This window comes from Demequina sp. NBRC 110051, from assembly GCF_002090055.1.
GTDB lineage: Bacteria > Actinomycetota > Actinomycetes > Actinomycetales > Demequinaceae > Demequina.
The window spans coordinates 1-20709 of the sequence record NZ_BBRH01000006.1 but is presented as its reverse complement, the minus strand read 5'-3'; the positions used below and the strand labels follow the sequence as shown (position 1 = coordinate 20709).

The following is a 20709-nucleotide window of genomic DNA, read 5'->3' as shown; positions in this document are numbered from 1 at the left end:
GACCGACCCGGCCGTTGCATCGGCCATCTAGCAGGGATCCTTACAAACGTTTGGCAATGTCAGGAGGCGCGCCTACTCTGACCGCATGGTCAACGATGCCCAGACAAAGTCCCCTGCCCTCGAGAATCTCCACACGGAGAGCCGCTCGTTCCCGCCGTCGATCGACTTCGCTTCGCAGGCGAACGCGCGCTCCGACATGTATACGCGCGCGGCCGCCGACCGGCTGGGCTTCTGGCGTGACCAGGCCGAGCACCTCCACTGGGACACGCCGTTCACCGAGACCCTCGACTGGTCCGACGCCCCCGTGGCCCGCTGGTTCGCCGACGGCACCCTCAACGCGTGCGACAACGCCGTGGACCGGCACGTGCGCGAGGGCCGCGGAGACCGGGTGGCGTTCCACTTCGAGGGCGAGCCGGGCGACACCCGCACGCTGACCTATGCCGACATGCAGCGGGAGGTATCCAAGGCGGCGAATGCCCTGGAAAGCCTGGGAATCACGAAGGGCGACCGCGTCGCGATCTACCTGCCACAGATTCCCGAGGCGGTGGTGTCGATGCTCGCGTGCGCACGCATCGGCGCGATCCACTCCGTCGTCTTTGGCGGGTTCTCCGCGGACTCGCTGCGCCAGCGCATCGACGACGCTCAGGCGAAGCTGGTCATCACCGCCGACGGCGGCAACAGGCGCGGCGCCCACCTGGCACTCAAGCCCCTCGTGGACGCGTCGCTCGCGCCGAGCGAGGCCCACCCCGAGCCCGCGGCGAGCGTCGAGCACGTCCTGGTCGTCAAGCGCACGGGCCAGGAGACGGCCTGGACGGACGAGCGGGACGTGTGGTGGGACGACGTGGTGACCACGGCATCGGCCGACCACACCCCCGTGATGGTGGAGGCGGAACACCCGCTGTTCATCCTCTATACCTCGGGCACCACGGGCAGCCCCAAGGGCCTGTTCCACACCACCGGCGGCTACCTCACGGGCGCGGCGTACACGCACCGGGTGGTGTTCGACCTCAAGCCCGAGAGCGACGTGTACTGGTGCTCGGCGGATGTGGGCTGGATCACCGGGCACAGCTACATCGTCTACGGCCCCATGATCAACGGCGCCACCCAGGTGCTCTACGAGGGCGTGCCGAACGCGCCCCACGAGGGCCGCTGGTGGGAGATCATCGAGAAGTACAAGGTGTCCATCTTCTACACGGCGCCCACCGCGATCCGCACGTTTATGAAGTGGGGCGAGGCGATCCCGGCACGGTTCGACCTGTCGAGCCTGCGGCTGCTCGGATCCGTGGGTGAGCCCATTAATCCCGAGGCCTGGATGTGGTACCGCCGCGTCATCGGTGGCGACCGCTGCCCCATCGTCGACACGTGGTGGCAGACGGAGACGGGATCGATCATGATCTCGCCGCTGCCGGGCGTGACGGCTACCAAGCCGGGCTCCGCGCAGGTGCCGCTGCCCGGCGTCTCGGCCGCCGTGGTGGACGACGACGCCCGCGAGGTGGGCCCGGGGCGCGGCGGCTACCTGGTGCTCGACCAGCCGTGGCCGTCCATGCTGCGGGGCATTTGGGGCGACCGCGAACGCTACGAGAAGACGTACTGGAGCCACTTCGACGGCCTCTACTTTGCAGGCGACGGCGCCAAGCGCGACGCCGACGGCGACATCTGGCTCATGGGACGCGTGGACGACGTCATGAACGTGTCGGGCCACCGCCTATCCACGACCGAGATCGAGCACGCGCTCGTGTCCCACCCGTGGGTCGCCGAGGCGGCCGTGGTGGGCGCCGCCGACGAGACCACCGGCCAGGCCGTGGTGGCGTTCGTCGTGGTGAAGTCGGACGCGGCGGGCGCCTCGGCAAGCGGGCACGAGGTCGCGCTGCGCGAGCAGGTCAAGGAGCAGATCGGGGCGCTGGCCAAGCCGCGCACCATCCTGGTGGTGTCCGAGGTGCCCAAGACCCGATCGGGCAAGATCATGCGCCGCCTGCTGCGCGACGTCGCCGAGCACCGCGCCGTGGGCGACGTCACGACCCTGGCCGATTCCTCCGTGATGGACGCGATCCGCGATGGGCTCGAGGGCGGCAAGGCCGACGACGATTAAGCGCTGAGCCACTCGGGCTTGGTTGACCTGAGCGCGACGCCGGCGTCCTTCCTCCTTGGGACGCCGGCGTTGTCGCGTCAGCCCCGCATCGCCTCCCACTCCTCACGGCGCTGCGCCTGCTCCTCGGGGTCCGGCACCGGAAGGGACGCGAGCAGCCGCTGCGTGTACGCATCCTGCGGGTTGCCCAAGACCTCGGCGCCAGTGCCCTCCTCCACGAGCTTGCCGCGGTGAAGCACCGCGATGCGGTCGGCGAGCATGTCCACCACCGCCAAGTCGTGACTGATGAAGAGCGCGGCGAACCCCAACTCGCGGTGCAGCTCGTCAAAGAGGTCCAGCACCCGGGCCTGCACGGACACGTCGAGTGCCGACGTGGGCTCATCCGCGATCAGGAGCTCGGGCTCAAGGGCCAGGGCGCGGGCGAGCGAGGCACGCTGGCGCTGACCACCGGACAACTCGTGCGGGAAGCGATCACCATAGGCGCGGGGCAGCTGGACCGCCTCGAGCAGCTCGTCCACGCGCCCGCGCGCCGCCGCCGGCGAGCCAAACCGCCGGTGGACCACCAAGGGCTCGGCGATGCACTGGGCGATGGTGAGCAGAGGGTTGAAGCTGGTCGCCGGGTCCTGGAACACGAAGCCCACGCGCGAGCGGATGGGGCGGATGATCCGCTCCTTCGCCCCAAGCATCTCCACCCCCAACACCGACAGCGACCCGCCGCTCACAGGAGTGAGCCCCGCCATCGCTCGACCGATGGTCGTCTTGCCCGATCCCGACTCTCCCACCAGGCCCAGCACCTCGCCGGGACGGATCGCGAAGGAGACTCCATCGACGGCCACGAAGTCCGGCTGGCGCAGCCGCCCGGGGTAGACGATCCGCAGGTCGTTCGCCTCGACCACGGGCGCCGCGGTGTCCCATTCCGGCGGGCGCCGTTCGGCACGTTCCGCGGCGCGTGCGAGACCCACGCCGATGCGCGGAACGGAACCCAGGAGCTGACGCGTGTACGCCTCGCGCGGCTCGGCGAAGAGATCCCGCACACCCGCCTGCTCCACGACCTTGCCCTGGTACATGACGGCCACCCGGTCGGCGAGATCCGCCACCACCCCCATGTTGTGGGTGATCAGCACGATCGCGGCACCGAACTCGTCGCGGCAGCGCCGCAGCAGGTCGAGAATCTCGGCCTGCACCGTGACGTCGAGCGCCGTCGTGGGCTCGTCGGCGACGATCACTCCGGGATTCAGCGCGAGCGCCTGCGCGATGACCACGCGCTGCTTCTGCCCGCCCGAGAACTGATGCGGATAGTGGTCCACACGCGTCTCGGGATCGGGAATGCCCACGCGCCGCATCACGTCGATCGCCTCCGCGCGGGCCGCCTTCTTCGACATGCGCCGATGCGCGCGCAACCCCTCGGCGATCTGCCAGCCCACCGTGTAGACCGGGTTGAGCGAGGTCGACGGCTCCTGAAACACCATGGCGGCCGTCTCGCCGCGCAGCTCACGCAGGGCGTCGCCCTTGAGCGTCGCGACGTCGACCTCGTGACCGTCGCGGCCGGTCACCACCACGGCGCCGCCCACGCTCGCCGTCTCCGGCAAGAGCCCCAGGATCGACGACGCCGTCACGGACTTGCCCGAGCCGGACTCCCCCACGACTGCGAGGACCTCGCCGGCGTGGACGTCGAGCGTGACGCCGTCGACGGCGCGCACTGCCCCGGCATCGGTCGCGAAGGTGACGGACAGGTCGCGGATCTGCACCACGTCGGTCATACGGTGCCCTCCTTCGTGGTGGGGGTGGCCGATGCCTCGGCAAGGTCCGTATCGCCGTCACCGGCTCCCGGGTCGCCCTCGGGGGCGAGCAGGTCTTCCGCAGGCTCACTACCCGCCGCGCGGCGGCGCAGTCGCGGGTCGGCGAGGTCGTTGAGACTTTCACCCACGAGGGTGAGACCCATCACCGACAGGACGATGGCGAGGCCGGGGAACAGCGCGGTCCACCAGATGCCGCTCGTGACGTCGGACACCGCCCTGTTGAGGTCGTAGCCCCACTCGGCGGCGGCGGTGGGCTCGATGCCGAAGCCCAGGAAGCCCAGGGCCGCGAGCGTGAGGATCGCCTCCGAGGCATTGAGGGTGATGATCAGCGGCAGGGTGCGGGTCGAGTTGCGCAGCACGTGCCTGGTCATGATGCGCACGTGGCTCGAGCCGATCACCCTCGCGGACTCGACGAAGGGCTCCGACTTGATGCGCACCACCTCCGCGCGCGTGACGCGCAGGTACTGCGGGATGAAGATCACCGTGATCGACAGCGCGGCGGCGAGGATGCCACCCCACATCGACGACTGGCCTCCCGAGACGACGATGGCGACCACGATCGCGAGGAGCAGCGACGGGAAGCTGTAGAGGGCATCGGCCACCACCACCAGGATGCGGTCGAGCCAGCCGCCGAAGTAGCCCGCGAGCAGGCCAAGCGCCACGCCGACCACGATGGAGGCGAGCACCGCGACGATGATCACGTACAGCGCGGTGCGGGCGCCCCAGATGAGCCGCGACAGCACGTCGTAGCCACCGGTCGTGGTGCCCAGGAGGTGGGCCGCAGAGGGCTCCTGCAGGGCGCCAAACGCGACGCCGTCGTCGCCGCGCAACTGGGAGAACCCGTAGGGCGCGAGCAGGGGCGCGAAGATGGCGGTCAGGACGAAGATGCCGGTGAGGATGAGGCCCGCGACGAGCATGCCTCGTTGCAGTCCCACCGAGGAACGCACCTGGGAGATCACGGGGAGCCGCCGCCAGAGAGAGCCGCGGGCCTGTGCGTCGGTCGCCATGTCAGTACCTCACCCTCGGGTCGATCAGGGCGGCGATGACGTCGACGATGAAGTTGGTCAGCGCCACGACTACCGCGAGGAACGCGACGATGCCCTGGACGGCCACGAAGTCGCGGGCCGTGAGGTACTCGGCGAGCTGGAAACCCAGCCCCTTCCATTCGAAGGTGGTCTCCGTGAGCACGGCGCCCGACAGCAGCATCGCGATCTGGAGGCCCACCACGGTCACGATCGGGATGAGCGCGGGACGGTAGGCGTGCTTGCGTAGCAGCCGCCGCTCGGACACGCCCCGTGAGCGCGCCGCGCCTACGTAGCCGGCGCCGAGCGTCGAGATGACGTTGGTGCGCACCACCCGCAGGAAGACTCCCGCGGTGAGCAGGCCGAGAGCGACGGCGGGGAGCACCGCGTGCAGCAGCACGTCGCTGATGATGTTCCAGTCCCCCGTGCGGATCGCGTCAATGAGGTAGATGCCGGTCGCGCCGTCCAGGCGCTGCAAGGTCAGCTCACTGCGGGTGTCCGCTCGCCCGGCGACCGGGAACCAGCCCAGCCACACCGAGAAGATGAGCTTGAGCAGCAGCCCTGCAAAAAACACGGGCGTCGCATAGGCGACGATTGCACCCAACCTGGCCGTCGCATCGGGCCATCGATCGCGACGGAAGGCCGCCATCCGGCCCAACGGAATGCCCACCGCGAAGGCGATGATGAGCGCGTAGAACGCGAGCTCAAGAGTGGCGGCGCCGAAGGTCGTGATGATCTCGGTCACGGGACGGTGATCGGACAACGCGGTGCCGAAGTCGCCCGTGAGGATGTTGCCGAGGTACTCCAGGTACTGGACGATCAGGGGCCGGTCGTAGCCGGCCTCGTGCACTCGCTCCGCGAGCTGATCGGCGGGCAGACGCCCACCGAGCGCGGCGGTGATGGGGTCTCCGGTCGCGCGCATCAGCACGAAGACGGTGGTGACGAGGATCCAGACGGTGGGGATGATGAGCAGGGCGCGTACGGCGATGTAGCGGCCCAGGGATCCCCCGCTGGCCTTCTTCACTGTCGCGGCAGGTTCTGGACCTGCGGCGACGGGTGCGGTGGTGGTCATGAGGTGTCCTTGCTCGCCGCTGACGCGACGTGGGGTGGGATGGGCATGGCGTCGGGGGCCGGGTCGCCCCGACCCCCGAGCTCATGCATCAACCCTTGGACAGGGCCCCGTAGCGGAACTTGAACGAGGCGTCGAGGGTGTCCGCGGCACCCGAGACATCGGTGCCGGTGACCGCGACCTGGGCGCCCTGCAGCAGCGGCAGGGTGGACAGGTCCGCCGCGACGGCGTCCTGGATCTCACCGATGAGCGCGGCGCGCTCATCGGGGTCGGCCGTGGTGGCCTGCGCGAGGATCATCTCGTCCACCTCCGGGTTGGAGTAGTGGTTGCCCAGGAAGTTCTCCGTGAGGAAGAAGGGCGTGAGGTAGTTGTCAGCGTCCGAGTAGTCCGGGAACCAGCCCAGCTGGTACGACGGGTACACGTCGGCGGTGCGGTCCTGCGCATACTGCACCCACTCGGTCGACTGGAGGTCGACGGTGAACAGGCCGGACGACTCGAGCTGGTCCTTGATCAGCGCGTACTCGTCGGCCGATCCCGCGCCGTAGTGGTCGGGGTTGTACTGCAGGCTGAGCGCGACGGGCGTCTCCACACCCGCCTCCTCGAGGGTGGCGGCCGCCTTGTCGAGGTCGGGCGCTCCCGCGCCGTCGCCGTACATCTCCTTGAGCGACTCGGTGGCGCCGGTGAGGCCGTCGGGCACGTAGGAGTACAGCGGGGTGTAGGTGCCGCGGTAGACCTGGTCGGCGATCGCCTGGCGGTCGACGATGTCCGCCGCAGCCTGGCGCACCGCAAGGGCCATCGCCTCGTCGGCCTCGTCGGTCGCCGCGCCGTACGGCATGGTGTCGAAGTTGAAGACGATGTAGCGAATCTCGCCGCCGGGACCGTCGATCACCTGGACGCCGTCGTCTCCGCGCAGGTCCTCGATGTCGGTGGCGGACAGCGAGCGGAAGGCCACGTCGATGTTGCCCTCCTGGACGTCGAGCTTCAGGTTCGACTCGTCCGCGTAGTAGCTCACGTCGATGATGTCGGTCTTGGGCGCGCCGAGCAGACCCTGGTAGTCGGGGTTCGCCTCGTAACTGACCAGGTTGTTCATGTCGTAGCTGACGATCGTGTACGGGCCGGCAAACGCGCCGCCCTCGACGATCTCGTCGTCAGGAGTCAGGGCGTCGGCCGCGAAGACGTCTTCGTCGACGATGGGGCCGGCGGGGCTCGACAGGATCTGCGGGAACACCTGGTCGTTCTCCGACTTCAGGTGGAAGACCACCGTGGTGTCGTCGACCGCGTCCACGGAGTCGAGGTTGTACAGCAGCGAGCCGGGGCCATTGCCGCCGTCGGCACCCGACTCGAAGATCGCCAGCATGCGGTCAAACGTGAACTTGACGTCGGAGGACGTGAGGTCGTTGCCGTTGGCGAAGGTCAGCCCGCTCTTCAGCGTCACGGTGTACTCCGTGGGGGCGGTGAACTCGGCCGTCTCGGCGATGTCGGGCTCCACGTCAGGGCTGCCCAGCGGGGTGTTGAGGAGGAACGGATAGACCTGGTTCATCACCGCGAACGAGCCGTTGTCGTACGAGCCCGCGGGGTCGATGGTGGTGATCTTGTCGGTGGTGCCGACGATGATCGGCTCTCCACCGCCGCTCGACTCGGCGCCGGCGGTGGCGGTCGAGCTCGACTCGGGGTCGCTGTCGGAGCAGGCCGCGAGCGAGAAGGCGGCCACGGCCACCGTGGCAAACGCTGCTGCACGGCGACGGCTAGACGGGTTGAACATGGATGGTTCCCTCCTGGATGAGACGGTTGCCGACCCCGGGTTGGGGGAGGCTCCGCGCCTTCTTTCCTAGCAGGGAGAATGCTCAGTTCTCACAGAGTGCGATCACTGTTTACATGCATGCAACAGGCCCGTGACGAGCGCCAGCGTGCCGTGATCGAAACGTGACCGAGGCCGTCCTCACCACGAGCGCGCTTGGCGTCCATGGGCCGTCCCACGAACCGGCCCGTCGCCCCTAGTCTTCTGACGGGATCCACTCGAACGAGGTGATCTCCTGCACACCCCAGCGCACCGCGAAGATCAGCACGAAGACGCCGAGGCCCACGAAGATTGCCTGGGGCCAGCGGTCGCGGTGGCGCACCAGGTACGCGGTGAGCGCGGCGATCGCCACGACGCCGGCGATCACAAGCCACGCGGTCATTCCCATGCGGTGAGAGTAGCGCCGCACGGGCGGGACTCCGTGCACCGACGGGGCTACGTGCGGCGGCGGGGCGGCGCGCCTCGCGCGCGTGGGACACTCCCGTCGTGGACATCGCGATCGACGACCTCACCCGCCCCCAGGTGCACGCACTCCTCTCCGCCCACCTCGAGGCGATGCACGCGGGCTCGCCCGCCTGCTCGGTCCACGCCCTGCCGCTCGAGTCCTTGCGCGGCCCCGACGTCACCGTCTGGACGGCGTGGGAGGAAGACGCACTACTGGGAATTGGCGCGATCAAGGAGCTCGATCCCACCCACGGCGAGGTGAAGTCGATGAGGACGGCCTCAACCGCGCTGGGTAGGGGCGTCGCCACCGCCATCCTGGGCGAGATCCTTCGCGCCGCCCGCGACCGCGGCTACGCCCGGGTCAGCCTCGAGACCGGCACGGACGAGCCGTTCTGGCCCGCGCACAGGCTCTACGAGCGCCACGGGTTCGTGGACTGCTCGCCTTTTGCCGGGTACGGGCCCGATCCGCTCAGCCGCTTCATGACGCTCGAGTTCGAGTAGCGGCGCCAACCGGGGGCTGCCTCATGCCGGTTGGGCACCGGGAGGCAGGCCCCGCTTGAGATCCATGAGTCGGTCGACCGTCACCACCAGGCCCAACGTGAACAGCCCCACGCAGGCACCAGCGGCGACGTCCGTGAGGAAGTGATAGCCCAGGTACATGCGGGTCAAGCCCACGATGCCGATGACCACAACCGACGCCAGCGCCCACCACCACAGCACGTGCCGGGAGCGTTCGCCGCGCCACAGCAGGTAGCCCGTGACCAGCACCAGGGTGGCGGCGCCCGTGGTGTGACCAGACGGGAACGAGAAGCTCGTCTCGAGCCCAGGGACGGCCTGGACCTCCTCGGAGGGCCGAGCCCGACCGATCGCCATCTTAGCCACCTGCGTGATTACGGTCGAGACGATCATGGCTCCCACCAGGAGTGCGGGGTCGCGCCACGACCCCGATCTCCATCGCCAGAAGCCCGCGCCCACCGCAACCAAGATGGGCAGCACGATGGGACCGAAGACGGTCGTGATCACGGTCATCACCGTGGTGAGCCATGCGACGCGATGGTCGGCGAACCACGCGATAAGCGGCTCGTCCCACGGGACGAACTCGTCCTGCTCGACCACCACGTCCATCAGCTCGAGGAACGCGACGGCAGACACCGCCGCGACGATCAGCCCTGGCAGGAGCGCACGAGCGAGCGGGGGAAGGCGAAGCCACTGGTCACGCATCGGGTCAGCCTACGTCGCGACGGAGCGCCGTCAGCGCAGGTCGCGTCTGCCGTACGCCACGACCCCCGCCGCGACGAGCACCGCCGCCAGCGCCGCGAGCAACCCCAGGCCGCCCCACAGCACGCCCGCCTCGAGCGGATTCTCGCTCGCGTACCAGTGCACGGGCGACAGCCTCGCCCACTCGGCGTAGTCGGGGTTGACGGGCAGGAACGCGTTGACGCCCCACGCGAGCACCGCGAGGCCCGCGGTGCCGGCCGTGGCCCACTGCGCGCGCCCCGTCGCGGCGCCGATCGCGAACGCGAGCGCGCCGAAGAACCACCCAAGCCCGGCCACCATTAGGCCGGACGCCGCGATGCCTGACCACGCCATGCCCAGTCCGCCCACGGCGTTGCCGATCGCGAAGCCCGCCGCGACGCACAGCCCCACCACCACGGGCACCACCGCGACCGCCACACCCTTGCGTGCGGCCACCGACGTGCGCGACACCGGCAGCGCCAGCAGCACCGCCACCGACCGGCGGCGTTCCTCGCCCGCGAGCGCGGCGCCCGCGCTCACCGCCGCCGCGATCACCACGAGCGGCGCGACGATCGACAGCACCTCGCCCGAGTAGAACCCCTCGGGCGTCGACATGTCGACGAAGCCGATCATGGCCAGGATCGCGTCCGGCATAGAGTCCACGAGCGAGCCGATGTCGCCGCCGATCGCCGTGAACAGCACGCCCACCACCACGGCCTGGAACGCGACGAAGGCGCCGCCGATCAGCATGAGCGGCCGAGCATCGGTGACGGCCTTGGTCGCGATGCCGCGCGTGGAGCCGCTGCCGACGAGCATCGACACCGCCTTGCCCACGCGCGGGTCGGTGCGCAGGCGATCCAACAACGGCGTGCGCGCGCCGCCGGCGCCCAGGTCGCGCCTGTTCAGCCCCCACCACGCCACCAGGGCGAGGGCCACAACGGCTCCCAGCAGCACCACTACGGGCGCCCAGTCCACGCCGTTCAGCATGGGCTGGGGGCCATTCAGCCAGTACCAGGGCGAGGCCTTGGCCCACGCCTCGCCGCCGTCCAGCAGCGGCAGCATGCCCGAGGCGAGGAAGGACAAGACGATGAGCCCCACGGTCACGGAGGAGGCCAGCGCCCTCAGCCCCGTCCACGCAGCCAAGGCCAGCGCCACCGCGGCATAGAACAGCGCGACCGCCACCAGGTGCACCGTCGCGGCAGTCAGGTTGATACCCGCGAGCGTCTCGCCCGATATGACGGCCGCGAGCCCGTACGACAGCGAGGCCAGGACGGCGGCGCCCACGACCACGGTCACAGCGGCCAGCCCCTTGGACGTCAGCAGGCGCGTGCGCGAGCGCGGCAGGGAGCCCAACACGTTCATGGTGCCCTCGGCCTCCTCGCCCGCGATCGCGGCGGCCGCCATCGATACCCCGATTCCGGCAATCACGAAGGGGCCCATGAAGTTGAACATGTTGCCGAGCATCATGCCGACCACGCCGCCCTCGGCGGAGATGCCCACGATCGACAGGTACGCCTCGGGCATCGCGGCGATGAAGTCCTCGGCGTCGTCGCCCATGCCGGCGAAGGCGGCGATCCCCATCCACGCCACCAGGAACAACGCGACTACGCCGATGGCCGCGCCCAGCCACCGGTCGCGCAGCGTCTTGAGGTAGACCGAGCGCAGCATCACTTCTCCGCCGCCTGGACCTCGTCGCGGTAGAACTCGAGGAAGATCTCGTCGAGGTCCACGCTCGCGGACGCGACCGAGAGCACGTCGTGCTGCGTCGCCACCGCGAGCAGCGGCGCCATGGAGCCCTCGTATTGGGCGGTGACGGTGGCACCCTCGACGGTCGCCTCGTGCACGCCCTCGAGTCCCTCGAACGCGGCCGCCGGCACCGGCGCGGCGAACTCGAGCGTGATGCGCCTGAGCGCCTTGTCGTGCAGCTCACTCATGCGCTCGACCGCGATGAGGTGACCGCGGCGGATGAACCCCACACGGTCGGCCACCCTCTCGACCTCCGAAATGGTGTGGCTCGACAAGAATACGGTGCCCCCCGCATCGGCCGTCTCCCTCAACAGCGAGTGAAACTCGAGCTGGACCAATGGGTCCAGGCCGGTGATGGGCTCGTCGAGGATGAGCACCTCGGGCCGGTGCATGAACGCCTGCAAGATGCCGATCTTCTGCCGGTTGCCGCTCGAGTATTCGCCCACCTTGCGGTCCAGGTCGGCGCCGATGCGCTCGCTGAGTTGGTCCACCCATTTCCAGTCCACGCCGCCGCGCAGATTCGCCAGGTATTGCAGCGTCTGACGGCCGGTGAGGTTGTTCCACAGCGCGAGGTCGGCGGGGAGGAACCCGATGCGCCGGTGGATCTCGACCGCGTCGCGCCGCGAGTCCATGCCCAGCACACGGCACGCGCCCGACGTAGGCCGGATGAGGTCCAGCAGCGTGCGAATGGTGGTGGACTTGCCCGCGCCGTTGGGGCCCAGGAAGCCAAAGATCTCGCCCGGGTGAATCGCGAAGGACACGTCGTCCACCGCGGTGAAGTCGCCGAAGCGCTTGGTGAGGTGGTCCACCTCGAGGCTTGGGGCGTCGGTCATGGCATCTCCTTGGCGAGAAAGGCGGCGAGGCGCCGGCGGGTGGCAGGCCACTCGGCCTCCCAAAAGCGGACCATGAGGTCCAACGAGTGGATGCGATCGGGTCGCTCGGCGGGCATGACCGCGGCGCCGGCGTCGGCGAGGACACGCAGCCCGGCGATCCGCTGGTCTTCCGTGGCCATCATCTCGGTCCACATGTCCTGGGGCACCTGGTAGCGCGCGGAGCGCTCGCCCGGCAGCCGCACCCGCTCGACCATCCCGATCTGGGTGAGCTGCCGCAGTTGAGTCGACACCGAGCCGGCTGACAGGCGAAGGGCCGATGCGATACGGGCTTGCGTTTCGGCCGCCGGTTCGCAAATCGACAGGTATCCGAGAATCAGGCCCGCCGCGTGCGTCAGTCCGCCGCGCTCCCAGTACGCCGCGACCTGGCGCACGTACGTGTCCCGGGGGTCCTCCCCAGGTGCGCCGCCGTCTTGGGCGACCACAGCATCGGCCATATTTCAGTCATACCTGAAAACTCTGAACTGCACAACGTCGCCCCACGTAAATTCCAGGCAAAGGACTAGTCCGGTCTGCGGGAGCCATGACACGATGGCCCCTATGTCAGAGACCTCGACCGCCGCTCACGAGTCCGATGAGACCACCGCGCTCGCCACGGTGGACCTGGCCGAGCCCGAGCCGGAGGAGGCCGACCTCCCCGACGACCGCTTCCTGGACCGCGAGCTGTCGTGGCTCGCGTTCAACCAGCGTGTGCTGGAGCTGGCCGAGGATGAGGCGACGCCGCTGCTCGAGCGCGCGCGCTATCTCGCGATCTTCGCTTCGAATCTCGACGAGTTCTTCATGGTGCGCGTGGCGGGCCTCAAGCGCCGCATCGCCGCGGGCTTCGCGCTGCCGAGCGCGACCGGCATGAGCGCGACTCGCCTGGTCGAGATCCTGATCGAGCGCGCCCACCAGCTCATGGACCGTCACGCCGCGGTGTTCGAGGAGCAGGTGCTGCCGTCGCTGAACGACCAGGGCATTCACATCGTGCGCTTCGACGAGTTGGCGGCGGGCGAGCAGGACCGGCTGCGCAAGCTCTTCCGCTCGGACATCTTCCCGGTCTTGACGCCGCTTGCCGTGGACCCGGCGCACCCGTTCCCGTACATCTCGGGCCTGTCGCTCAACCTCGCGGTCGAGCTGCGTGACCCCGACAACGGCAAGAATCTGTTCGCGCGCGTGAAGATCCCCGAGACGCTGCCGCGCTTCCTGTCGGTGGACTCCGAGGGCCACGCGACGGCCGTGGTCGACGCCTCCGCGCTCGACGACGAGCCGCGCTCGTTCGTGCCGCTCGAGGACGTCATCGCCGCGCAGCTGGACTACCTGTTCCCCGGCATGGAGGTCACCGACCACCACACCTTCCGCGTCACCCGCAACGAGGACGTGGAGGTCGAGGAGGACGACGCGGAAAACCTCCTCAAGGCCATGGAGAAGGAGCTGCTGCGCCGCCGCTTTGGCCCCGCCGTCCGGCTCGAGGTCGCGCAGGACCTGCCGCAGCACATCCACGACCTGCTGGTGCGCGAGCTGGGCATCACGGAGCGCGACGTGTTCGCCCTGGTCGAGCCGCTCGACCTGACCGGCCTGAACGTCATCGCAGACCTGGACCGTCCGCGCCTGCAGTTCCCCGCGTTCCGCCCCACCACACACCACCAGCTCGCCCCGGTCGAGACGGCCGACGAGCAAAACGTGTTCGAGGCGATCCGTCGCGGTGACGTGCTGCTGCACCACCCGTACGACTCGTTCTCGACGTCCGTGCAGGCGTTCCTCGCGCAGGCCGCGGTGGACCCCAAGGTGCTCGCGATCAAGCAGACGCTGTATCGCACCTCGGGCGACTCCCCCATCGTGGACTCGCTCATCGAGGCCGCCCGCAACGGCAAGCAGGTGGTCGCGCTTGTCGAGATCAAGGCGAGATTCGACGAGCAGCAGAACATCTCGTGGGCCCGCAAGCTCGAGAAGGCCGGCGTGCACGTGGTCTACGGCCTGGTGGGCCTGAAGACGCACTGCAAGCTCTCGCTGGTGGTGCGCCAGGAGGAGACCGGCCTGGTGCGCTACTGCCACGTGGGCACCGGCAACTACCACCCCAAGACCGCGCGCCTGTACGAGGACTACGGCCTGCTCACGCGCGACCCCGAGGTGGGCGCCGACCTCACCAAGCTGTTCAACCAGCTGTCCGGCTACGCACCCAAGGCGAAGTTCCGCCGCCTGATCGTCGCCCCCACGGGCGTACGCATGGGCCTCATCGAGCGCATCGACGCCCAAGCCGACCGCGCCCGCGACGGCAAGGAAGCGTGGGTCAAGATCAAGGTCAACTCGGTGGTCGACGAGAAGACCATCGACGCGATGTACCGCGCCTCCCAGGCCGGCGTCCGCATCGACCTGGTGGTGCGCGGCATCTGCGCGCTGCGCCCCGGCGTGCCCGGGCTGAGCGAGAACATCCGGGTGCGTTCGATCCTGGGACGCTTCCTCGAGCACTCGCGTGTGTTCGCGTTCGCGGGCGACGAGGAGCCCGAGGTGTTCATCGGCTCCGCGGACCTCATGCATCGCAACCTTGACCGCCGCATCGAGGCCCTCATCTCCATCGTGGCTCCCCAGCAAAAGGAGTTCCTCGTCGAGAACATCGACATGGCGATGTCGGATCAGGTCGCGGGCTGGGAGCTGGGCGAGGACGGCACCTACACGCGCGTGGTGGAGGACGCGGAGGGCACGCGTCTGCATGACCTGCAGGCGACCTATATTCGCCGTCAACCCAAGCGCAGGGCCAAGCGCAAGTGACCCACTATCCGCCGGGCACCGTCATCGCGGCAGGTGCGCTCGTGTGGCGGGTCAAGGGCGGCGAGCTACAGGTGCTCGCCGTGCATCGCCCCAGGTATCACGACTGGTCGTGGCCCAAGGGGAAATTGGACCCGGGCGAGACGTTGCCGGCCTGCGCGATCCGTGAGGTGGCCGAGGAGACCGGCAAGCAGGTCATCCTTGGCCAGCCGCTGCCCACGCTGCGCTACCCCACCGGCGGCAAGACCAAGGTCGTGAAGTACTGGGCGGCCGAGGTGGTTTCGTCGGCCTCGCATCCCGCGGTCGTTGCGCGCCCCGCGGTCAAGAGCGCCTCGAAGAACGAGATCGATCAGGTGCGCTGGCTCACCGTCGAGCAGGCGCGCGAGCGCATCACCTTCCCCGAGGACCTGCGCCCACTCGAGGTGCTGGTGCAGGCGTGGGAGGACGACCGCCTCGACACTCGCGCGTTCGTGCTGGTGCGTCACGCTCGCGCCAAGCGACGCAAGGCCTGGAAGGGGGCCGATGCGCGACGCCCCATCACGAAGAAGGGCGCCGAGCGCTCGCAGCAGTTGGTGCCGCTGTTCGCGGCCTTCGGGGCACGCACTATTGAGTCGTCGCCCGCCCGCCGCTGCGTGGCGACCGTGGAGCCGTATGCCGCGGCCGCGGGCCTGGAGGTCCACACACACGACGCCCTGACGGAGCCCGGCCACGCCGAAAAGCCCCTGGCAACCGCCAAGACCTTCGTCAAGCTGCTCAACAAGTCGAGCTCGCGCGTGGTGTGCGCGCACCGGCCAACCCTGCCCACGATCGTCGAGATGATGCGCGCCGCTACCAGGCCGTACACGCGCGGGGCGCTGCCGCGCAAGAACCCGTACCTGCCCGCCGGCGGCGTGCTCGTGGCCCACATGGTGGATACGGAGGCGGGCCCGCGCGTCACCGCGATCGAGACGCACCTGCTGCAGATCCACCCGTAGCCGCGAACGCGGCCGGCGGAAGGGGCGGACACCGGACCGGGAGCGCCAGTCGGCGCGAAGGCCGCTCGTGGCGGCTGATGTTGGAGCCCGGGGCTACCGCGGTCCGATGTCCTGTCTCTACTCTACGTCGGCTGGCCGGGTTTTGTTCCCGCCCTGGGGATGCGGCTCAGTCGAGCCGGTCCTCGTTCCACATCGCGGCACACTTCTCCAGGTCCTCGCCGGTGCGCAGCAGCTGCGAGGCGCGCAGCGCGGTGCGGTGGGCGCGGCGGTCGTTGTGGCCGTCGTCGGACTCGGCCTCGTACGCCGCGCCCGTGGCGACCACGCGGCAGAACGCCCCCGCGCGCTGCAGGGCGACGGCAAGGTCGCCGCTGAACACGCCCGAGAGCACCGAGTCCGCGAGCGTCTGCACCTCGCGCGGCCCGGGAGGATCTTCCACCCCGGCGATCGCGTGACGCACGTGCGCCGCGTGCACGCCGTGGTGATACGAGCGGGCGACGGATTCGGCGTCGTACTTGACCCACTCGCGCAGCATGTAGATGCGCCACAGCGCGCCGGGCAGCGTGTGGGCGCCGGCCTTCGACCACATCATCGCGACGGTGTCGATGCCTTCCTCGTCCACCAGCCGCACCAGGCGCTGGGTGAGTTCGGGGTCCTGCGAGGCGCGGGCCTGGGAGACCAGGGCGAGCGCGGTCTCGTGTGCGATGAGACCGCGGTCGGCGGGATCAATGTCGCCCTCGATCTGCTCGGCCTCCTCCATGTCGAGCATGGCGGGGCGGCGAAAGCGTGGCTCGACCAAAATCAGGCCTCGGCGTCCTCGAACGTGAGGGACACCGAGTTGATGCAGAAACGGTCGCCGGTAGGGGTCTGCGGGGCGTCGGCGAACACGTGACCCAGGTGGGAGTCGCACGTGGCGCAGCGGACCTCGGTGCGGATCATGCCGAGCGAGACGTCCTCGTGCAGGGTCACGGCGTCGTTCTCCGCGGTGAAGAAGGACGGCCAGCCGCAGTGGGAGTCGAACTTGGTATCGGAGCGGAAGAGTTCTGCCTGACATGCGCGGCACCGGTAGACGCCGTCGCGCTTGTTGTCGAGGAGTTCGCCTGTCCACGCCCGCTCCGTGCCGGCCTCGCGCAGTACCTGGTATTCGGCGTCCGAGAGCTCGGCACGCCACTCGGCGTCGGTCTTGGTGATCTTCGCGGTCATGACTGCCTCCAACGGTGGGGAAGTGAAGGAACCCGCCCCGGCGGGCGCGCCTGGCGGGTCGCGCGGTGCGCGGGGCCCACTCAGGGTACGCGACCCAGTGACTCGCTTGCCTGGCCGGCTGAGGGGGGGGATTCGGCCAGGCAAGCGTCGTCGATCTGAGTCGCCCATGCGGCTCGCGCCGTGACGGGTTCACAGTGTCAGACGCCGCAGCGGCCGGTTTTGTTCCCCACACCCGGAGACGGAAAAGTCACACCGTCCGCGGGCCGGGCGCCGCGAGGCCGCGCCCGGTGCCGGGGTCTCCAGCAGGCCCCTCTCCACGACCCGCATCCGGCCCTCCGCCACCCGCCCCAGAAATACGCGCCCTCCGCGCGCGAATTTCGCATTAAAGAATGACATTGTTTCTTTATCGAGAAATGTGGCGAAATGGCCATTTGCGTGCGTATTCTGAGCCTCACGGACCTACACACCTGGAGGAATCATGGCCACCATGATCAGCTTGCCCATCGTCTCTTCCTGCTCGGTCGCGTCGTGCGGCTTCAACCACGACGGCTGCCGCGCCGGCGCCATCAACGTCTCGGGCGACCACGCCCACTGCTCCACCTTCGTCGCGAGCGACGACAAGGGTGGTCACGCGGACCACGCCGGAGTGGGCGCATGCATGCGCACCGACTGCAGCTACAACGAGGACATGGCCTGCACCGCGGAGGCGATCGAGGTGGGCGCATCATTCGACACCGCCGACTGCCTCACCTTCGAGGCCCGCGCCTAGCTCTCTCCACGCGCCCTCCGTCACCAAGTGACGGTGATGCGGCGCGACACGCCATGATCGGCACCCGACACGCCGGAGCCGCGTCGGAATCACCGTCACTTCGTGACGCGGAGGGCGGAAGGCGAACCCGCGCGCCGTGACACACTGGCACGCATGACCCCGGACCCCGCCGATGCGGCCGGCGGACCGGATCAGCAGCCCGAACCCGCCGCGCCCCCGCGCAAGCCCAGCGCCCCAGACAAAGCCTTCGCGCGCATCGGCCATTCGCAATGGCGCGACTTCTGGACCGGCACCAAGGCGATCGCTCCCCTCATGCCGGGCTCTGTCGTGTTCGGCCTCGCCGTCGGAGCGCTCATTAATCTCGCGGGCTGGCCCGCCTGGCTGGGGCCGTACGCATCCGCGACAGTCTCGGCCGGCGCGAGCCAGATCGCGATCGTCGACGCCCTGACGCAAGGCGCGCCCGCCATCATCGCGATCGTCACCGCGCTGGTCATCAATGCGCGCCTCGCGCTGTACTCCGCGTCGCTCGCTCCCGTCTTCGCCGCCTTCCCCACGCGCTGGAAGCTGCTGCTGGCATACCTCATGACGGACCAGTCGGCGGCGGTCTCGGTCATCACCGCCGACAAATGGCCTGATCCGGTGCGCCGGCGCTGGTTCATCTTCGGCGTCTCGGGCCCCTTCACGGCTGTGTGGATCCTCGGCACCGCCGCGGGCGCCATCCTGGGCCCGGTCATCCCGGCCGAGTGGCAGATCGGCTTCATCGTGCCCCTCATGTTCATCGCCGTGCTCGTCCCCGCGCTGCGGACGCTACCCGCGGTCGCCGCGACCGGCATCTCGATTGCGGTCGTGCTCCTTCTCAAGGACCTCCCGTACGGGCTGAATGTGCTTGCGGGAGCCCTCGCGGGCATCGGCCTCGCCTCCTTCATGCCGGACAGAGCCGATGCCGTGGCCGGCACCGCACCCGGCTCACCCGAGGAGGTGGCCGAGTGATCACCGCCTTCATCGTCTTCACCATCGCCGCGATCGGCACCTATGCCATTCGCCTGTCCGGCGTGTTCTTGCTGGGCGGCGATCGCGAGCTGCCGCCCCGCGTGCGCAAGGCGCTGTCCCTGGTAGCGCCGGCGGCGATGGCCGCGATCGTCGCCAACTCGCTGCTCCTCAACGAGGGCGAGTGGCGCGCGTTCGGCGCGTGGCATCTGGCCGCACTCGTCGCGGTCGGGGTCGCACTGTGGAAGCGGTCCATGGGCTGGACGCTCGCCACGGGCGTGGTCGCGTTCGCGGCGCTGCTGCTCGCGGGACTCTAGGGAACGCGCCGCACCCACGTCACCCAACGTTCACGTGTCAACCAGTTGACATGACCACGAGTCAACCGGTTAACTCGTGGTCATGTCGGACAAGATCACCTTCACTCTCCACGAGCTCATCGCGGAGATCGATGCTCACGCGGACCACATCCTGCGCGCCCGCTACGGCGTGACCGGGAGCCAGTTCATCGCCCTCGCCGTCCTCGCAGACGAGGAGCCCACGGACATCACCACCCTCGCGCACTGCCTGGGCGTGACCAAGGCTGCGGTCTCTAAGCGCGTGCCGAGTCTCGTCGAGGCCGGCTGGGTCACGACCCGCTCCGAGCCTGGCCAGGGTCGGCGCGTGATCCTCGAACTCACCGCGACGGCACGCGAGCTCGTCGCGAAGGCCGGCCCCGAGCTCGACGCCCGGTTCGCCGACCTCGTCAGCCACCCCGATGCCGCCGGCATCGACCTCTCCGTGCTCAACGAGCAGCTCGCCGTCCTCACCCGCATCCTCCGTCAGAACGGACCCCTCTCATGACCCGCATCGCCGTCATCGTCGGCCACCCCATCGCCGGCAGCCTCAACCACGCCCTCGCGGCCTCCTACATCGACGCAGCCCGCGCCGCGGGCGCCGAGGTGCGTGTGATCGACCTCGCGGAGCCGTCGGAAGCCACCGCACACCCCACCGAGCGATCTCAACTGCGCCACCCGGACGTCGGCGGCAAAGAGCTCGACGCAGCCACCGCACAGGCCATCGACACCATCGACTGGACCGAGCATCTCGTCTTCGTCTACCCCGAGTGGTGGGGCTCCGCGCCGGCCGTCCTCAAGGGCTTCATCGACCGCGTGTTCCTGTCCGGCTTTGCGTTCCGCTACCGGGGCGACGGACGCGGCTGGGACAAGCTACTGACCGGCCGCACCGCGCGCATCCTCCACACCATGGACTCGCCGCGCTGGTGGAACCGATGGGTCTACCGCGACTCGTCACTGTGGTGGCTGCGCCGAGCGACGCTCTGGTACACCGGCGTGCGCACCATCGGCACGTCGGTCTTCACCCCCGTGCGCGGCTCGAGCGCCGCCGCCCGCGAGCGCTGGATCGCCAAGGCTTCCGCCTTGGGGACGGCCGATGCGGCACGCACCTCCCGTGTCATCGGCACCTCAGGCGCGGGGCGGCAGTCGGACGTAGTCTCGTCTCGGTAGGCGCCCGCGACGGCCGCCCATGTCGACCAGGAGGCGACCATGCCCGAATACCTACTGTCTGTCCTGCACAACTACTCCACCTTTGTGAGTCCCGAAGGCGACGAGCTGCAGGCGATGTACGACAGCGTCGCGGCATTCAACGACGAGCTGCAAGAAGCGGGCGCGTGGGTGTTCGCGGGCGGCCTCGAGTGGCCGGACAAGGCCTCCGTGGTCGACCCCACCGGCGACGAGCCGCGCACCACCGACGGCCCCGCCAACGATTCCGCGCCCACCATGGGCGGCATGTGGATCATCACCGCAGCCGACCGCGACGCGGCCCTGCGCTGGGCGACCCGCGGGGCGGTCGCCTGCGGAGCGCCGGTCGAGGTGCGCCCGTTCCAAGGCGAGTAGCGGCGAGGGCGTGGCCGGGTACGGAGCCCGGCCACGGCATCGGCCGCTAGTT

General features: G+C 69.3%; 21 protein-coding genes. 10 read left to right on the top strand and 11 right to left on the bottom strand.

The genetic code is table 11. From position 1 onward, the window contains the following. Positions 1-85 precede the first annotated feature (85 nt). Positions 86-2089: an acetate--CoA ligase gene (acs, locus tag B7K20_RS00130; RefSeq protein WP_084099487.1), complete on the top strand. Its 2004-nt coding sequence runs from the start codon at positions 86-88 to the stop codon at positions 2087-2089. 77 nt (positions 2090-2166) lie between these two features. Here acs and B7K20_RS00125 read toward each other — a convergent pair whose 3' ends face one another. From B7K20_RS00125 to B7K20_RS00105, 5 genes are all read right to left on the bottom strand, one after another. Then, positions 2167-3846 (bottom strand): ABC transporter ATP-binding protein, encoded by a 1680-nt coding sequence (locus B7K20_RS00125; protein ID WP_084099486.1) that lies wholly within the window; start codon positions 3844-3846, stop codon positions 2167-2169. Further along, positions 3843-4892, bottom strand: coding sequence for an ABC transporter permease (locus B7K20_RS00120; protein WP_084099485.1), 1050 nt, complete (start codon positions 4890-4892; stop codon positions 3843-3845). Before B7K20_RS00120 ends, B7K20_RS00125 begins: the two co-directional genes overlap by 4 nt. A gap of 1 nt (position 4893) precedes the next feature. After that, positions 4894-5979, bottom strand: coding sequence for an ABC transporter permease (locus B7K20_RS00115; RefSeq protein WP_084099484.1), 1086 nt, complete (start codon positions 5977-5979; stop codon positions 4894-4896). Positions 5980-6067: 88 nt separating this feature from the next. Continuing rightward, the gene (locus B7K20_RS00110) at positions 6068-7738 is read right to left on the bottom strand and encodes an ABC transporter substrate-binding protein (protein ID WP_084099483.1); all 1671 of its coding nucleotides are present in this window, start codon (positions 7736-7738) and stop codon (positions 6068-6070) included. A gap of 232 nt (positions 7739-7970) precedes the next feature. Next, entirely contained in the window at positions 7971-8162 is a 192-nt protein-coding gene (locus B7K20_RS00105; RefSeq protein ID WP_144018436.1) for a hypothetical protein, read from the bottom strand. A 98-nt stretch (positions 8163-8260) separates the two neighbouring features. On the opposite strand from B7K20_RS00105, the gene B7K20_RS00100 reads away from it, so the two are divergent. Further along, positions 8261-8719: a GNAT family N-acetyltransferase gene (locus B7K20_RS00100; protein ID WP_234985632.1), complete on the top strand. Its 459-nt coding sequence runs from the start codon at positions 8261-8263 to the stop codon at positions 8717-8719. A gap of 21 nt (positions 8720-8740) precedes the next feature. On the opposite strand, the gene B7K20_RS00095 is transcribed toward B7K20_RS00100, so the two are convergent. Genes B7K20_RS00095 through B7K20_RS00080 form a run of 4 tightly spaced genes read right to left on the bottom strand, consistent with a single transcriptional unit; the run spans position 8741 to position 12527 of the window. Then, positions 8741-9439: a phosphatase PAP2 family protein gene (locus tag B7K20_RS00095; protein WP_084099481.1), complete on the bottom strand. Its 699-nt coding sequence runs from the start codon at positions 9437-9439 to the stop codon at positions 8741-8743. Positions 9440-9469: 30 nt separating this feature from the next. Further along, entirely contained in the window at positions 9470-11122 is a 1653-nt protein-coding gene (locus tag B7K20_RS00090; RefSeq protein WP_084099480.1) for an ABC transporter permease subunit, read from the bottom strand. Continuing rightward, a complete protein-coding gene (locus B7K20_RS00085) occupies positions 11122-12033 on the bottom strand; it encodes an ABC transporter ATP-binding protein (protein WP_084099479.1) in 912 nt (303 codons plus the stop codon). Before B7K20_RS00085 ends, B7K20_RS00090 begins: the two co-directional genes overlap by 1 nt. After that, positions 12030-12527, bottom strand: coding sequence for a GbsR/MarR family transcriptional regulator (locus tag B7K20_RS00080; RefSeq protein ID WP_084099478.1), 498 nt, complete (start codon positions 12525-12527; stop codon positions 12030-12032). The genes B7K20_RS00085 and B7K20_RS00080 overlap by 4 nt, the downstream gene beginning before the upstream one ends. Positions 12528-12621: 94 nt before the next feature. Between B7K20_RS00080 and B7K20_RS00075 the strand changes: the two genes are divergently transcribed. Both B7K20_RS00075 and B7K20_RS00070 read left to right on the top strand, forming a co-directional pair. Beyond that, on the top strand, positions 12622-14838 hold the full coding sequence (locus B7K20_RS00075; protein ID WP_084099477.1) for an RNA degradosome polyphosphate kinase: 2217 nt from the start codon (positions 12622-12624) through the stop codon (positions 14836-14838). Then, positions 14835-15809, top strand: coding sequence for an NUDIX hydrolase (locus B7K20_RS00070; protein ID WP_084099476.1), 975 nt, complete (start codon positions 14835-14837; stop codon positions 15807-15809). Before B7K20_RS00075 ends, B7K20_RS00070 begins: the two co-directional genes overlap by 4 nt. A gap of 166 nt (positions 15810-15975) precedes the next feature. Here B7K20_RS00070 and B7K20_RS00065 read toward each other — a convergent pair whose 3' ends face one another. Then, entirely contained in the window at positions 15976-16575 is a 600-nt protein-coding gene (locus B7K20_RS00065; protein ID WP_084099754.1) for a hypothetical protein, read from the bottom strand. A 32-nt stretch (positions 16576-16607) separates the two neighbouring features. Continuing rightward, entirely contained in the window at positions 16608-17009 is a 402-nt protein-coding gene (gene msrB, locus B7K20_RS00060) for a peptide-methionine (R)-S-oxide reductase MsrB (RefSeq protein ID WP_084099475.1), read from the bottom strand. Between the two features lie 487 nt (positions 17010-17496). On the opposite strand from msrB, the gene B7K20_RS00055 reads away from it, so the two are divergent. The 6 genes from B7K20_RS00055 to B7K20_RS00030 all read left to right on the top strand — a co-directional run bounded on the left by B7K20_RS00055 (position 17497) and on the right by B7K20_RS00030 (position 20657). Next, positions 17497-17778, top strand: a complete 282-nt coding sequence (locus B7K20_RS00055) for a DUF1540 domain-containing protein (RefSeq protein WP_234985631.1) — start codon at positions 17497-17499, stop codon at positions 17776-17778. A 153-nt stretch (positions 17779-17931) separates the two neighbouring features. Continuing rightward, positions 17932-18768, top strand: a complete 837-nt coding sequence (locus tag B7K20_RS00050; RefSeq protein WP_084099473.1) for an AzlC family ABC transporter permease — start codon at positions 17932-17934, stop codon at positions 18766-18768. Continuing rightward, entirely contained in the window at positions 18765-19082 is a 318-nt protein-coding gene (locus B7K20_RS13000; protein ID WP_159449256.1) for an AzlD domain-containing protein, read from the top strand. The genes B7K20_RS00050 and B7K20_RS13000 overlap by 4 nt, the downstream gene beginning before the upstream one ends. An 82-nt stretch (positions 19083-19164) precedes the next feature. Further along, positions 19165-19605: a MarR family winged helix-turn-helix transcriptional regulator gene (locus B7K20_RS00040; protein WP_084099752.1), complete on the top strand. Its 441-nt coding sequence runs from the start codon at positions 19165-19167 to the stop codon at positions 19603-19605. Then, a complete protein-coding gene (locus B7K20_RS00035; protein WP_084099472.1) occupies positions 19602-20267 on the top strand; it encodes an NAD(P)H-dependent oxidoreductase in 666 nt (221 codons plus the stop codon). The genes B7K20_RS00040 and B7K20_RS00035 overlap by 4 nt, the downstream gene beginning before the upstream one ends. 39 nt (positions 20268-20306) lie before the next feature. Next, complete coding sequence (locus B7K20_RS00030; protein ID WP_084099471.1) at positions 20307-20657, top strand: YciI family protein; 351 nt, start codon at positions 20307-20309, stop codon at positions 20655-20657. Positions 20658-20709: the final 52 nt, after the last annotated feature.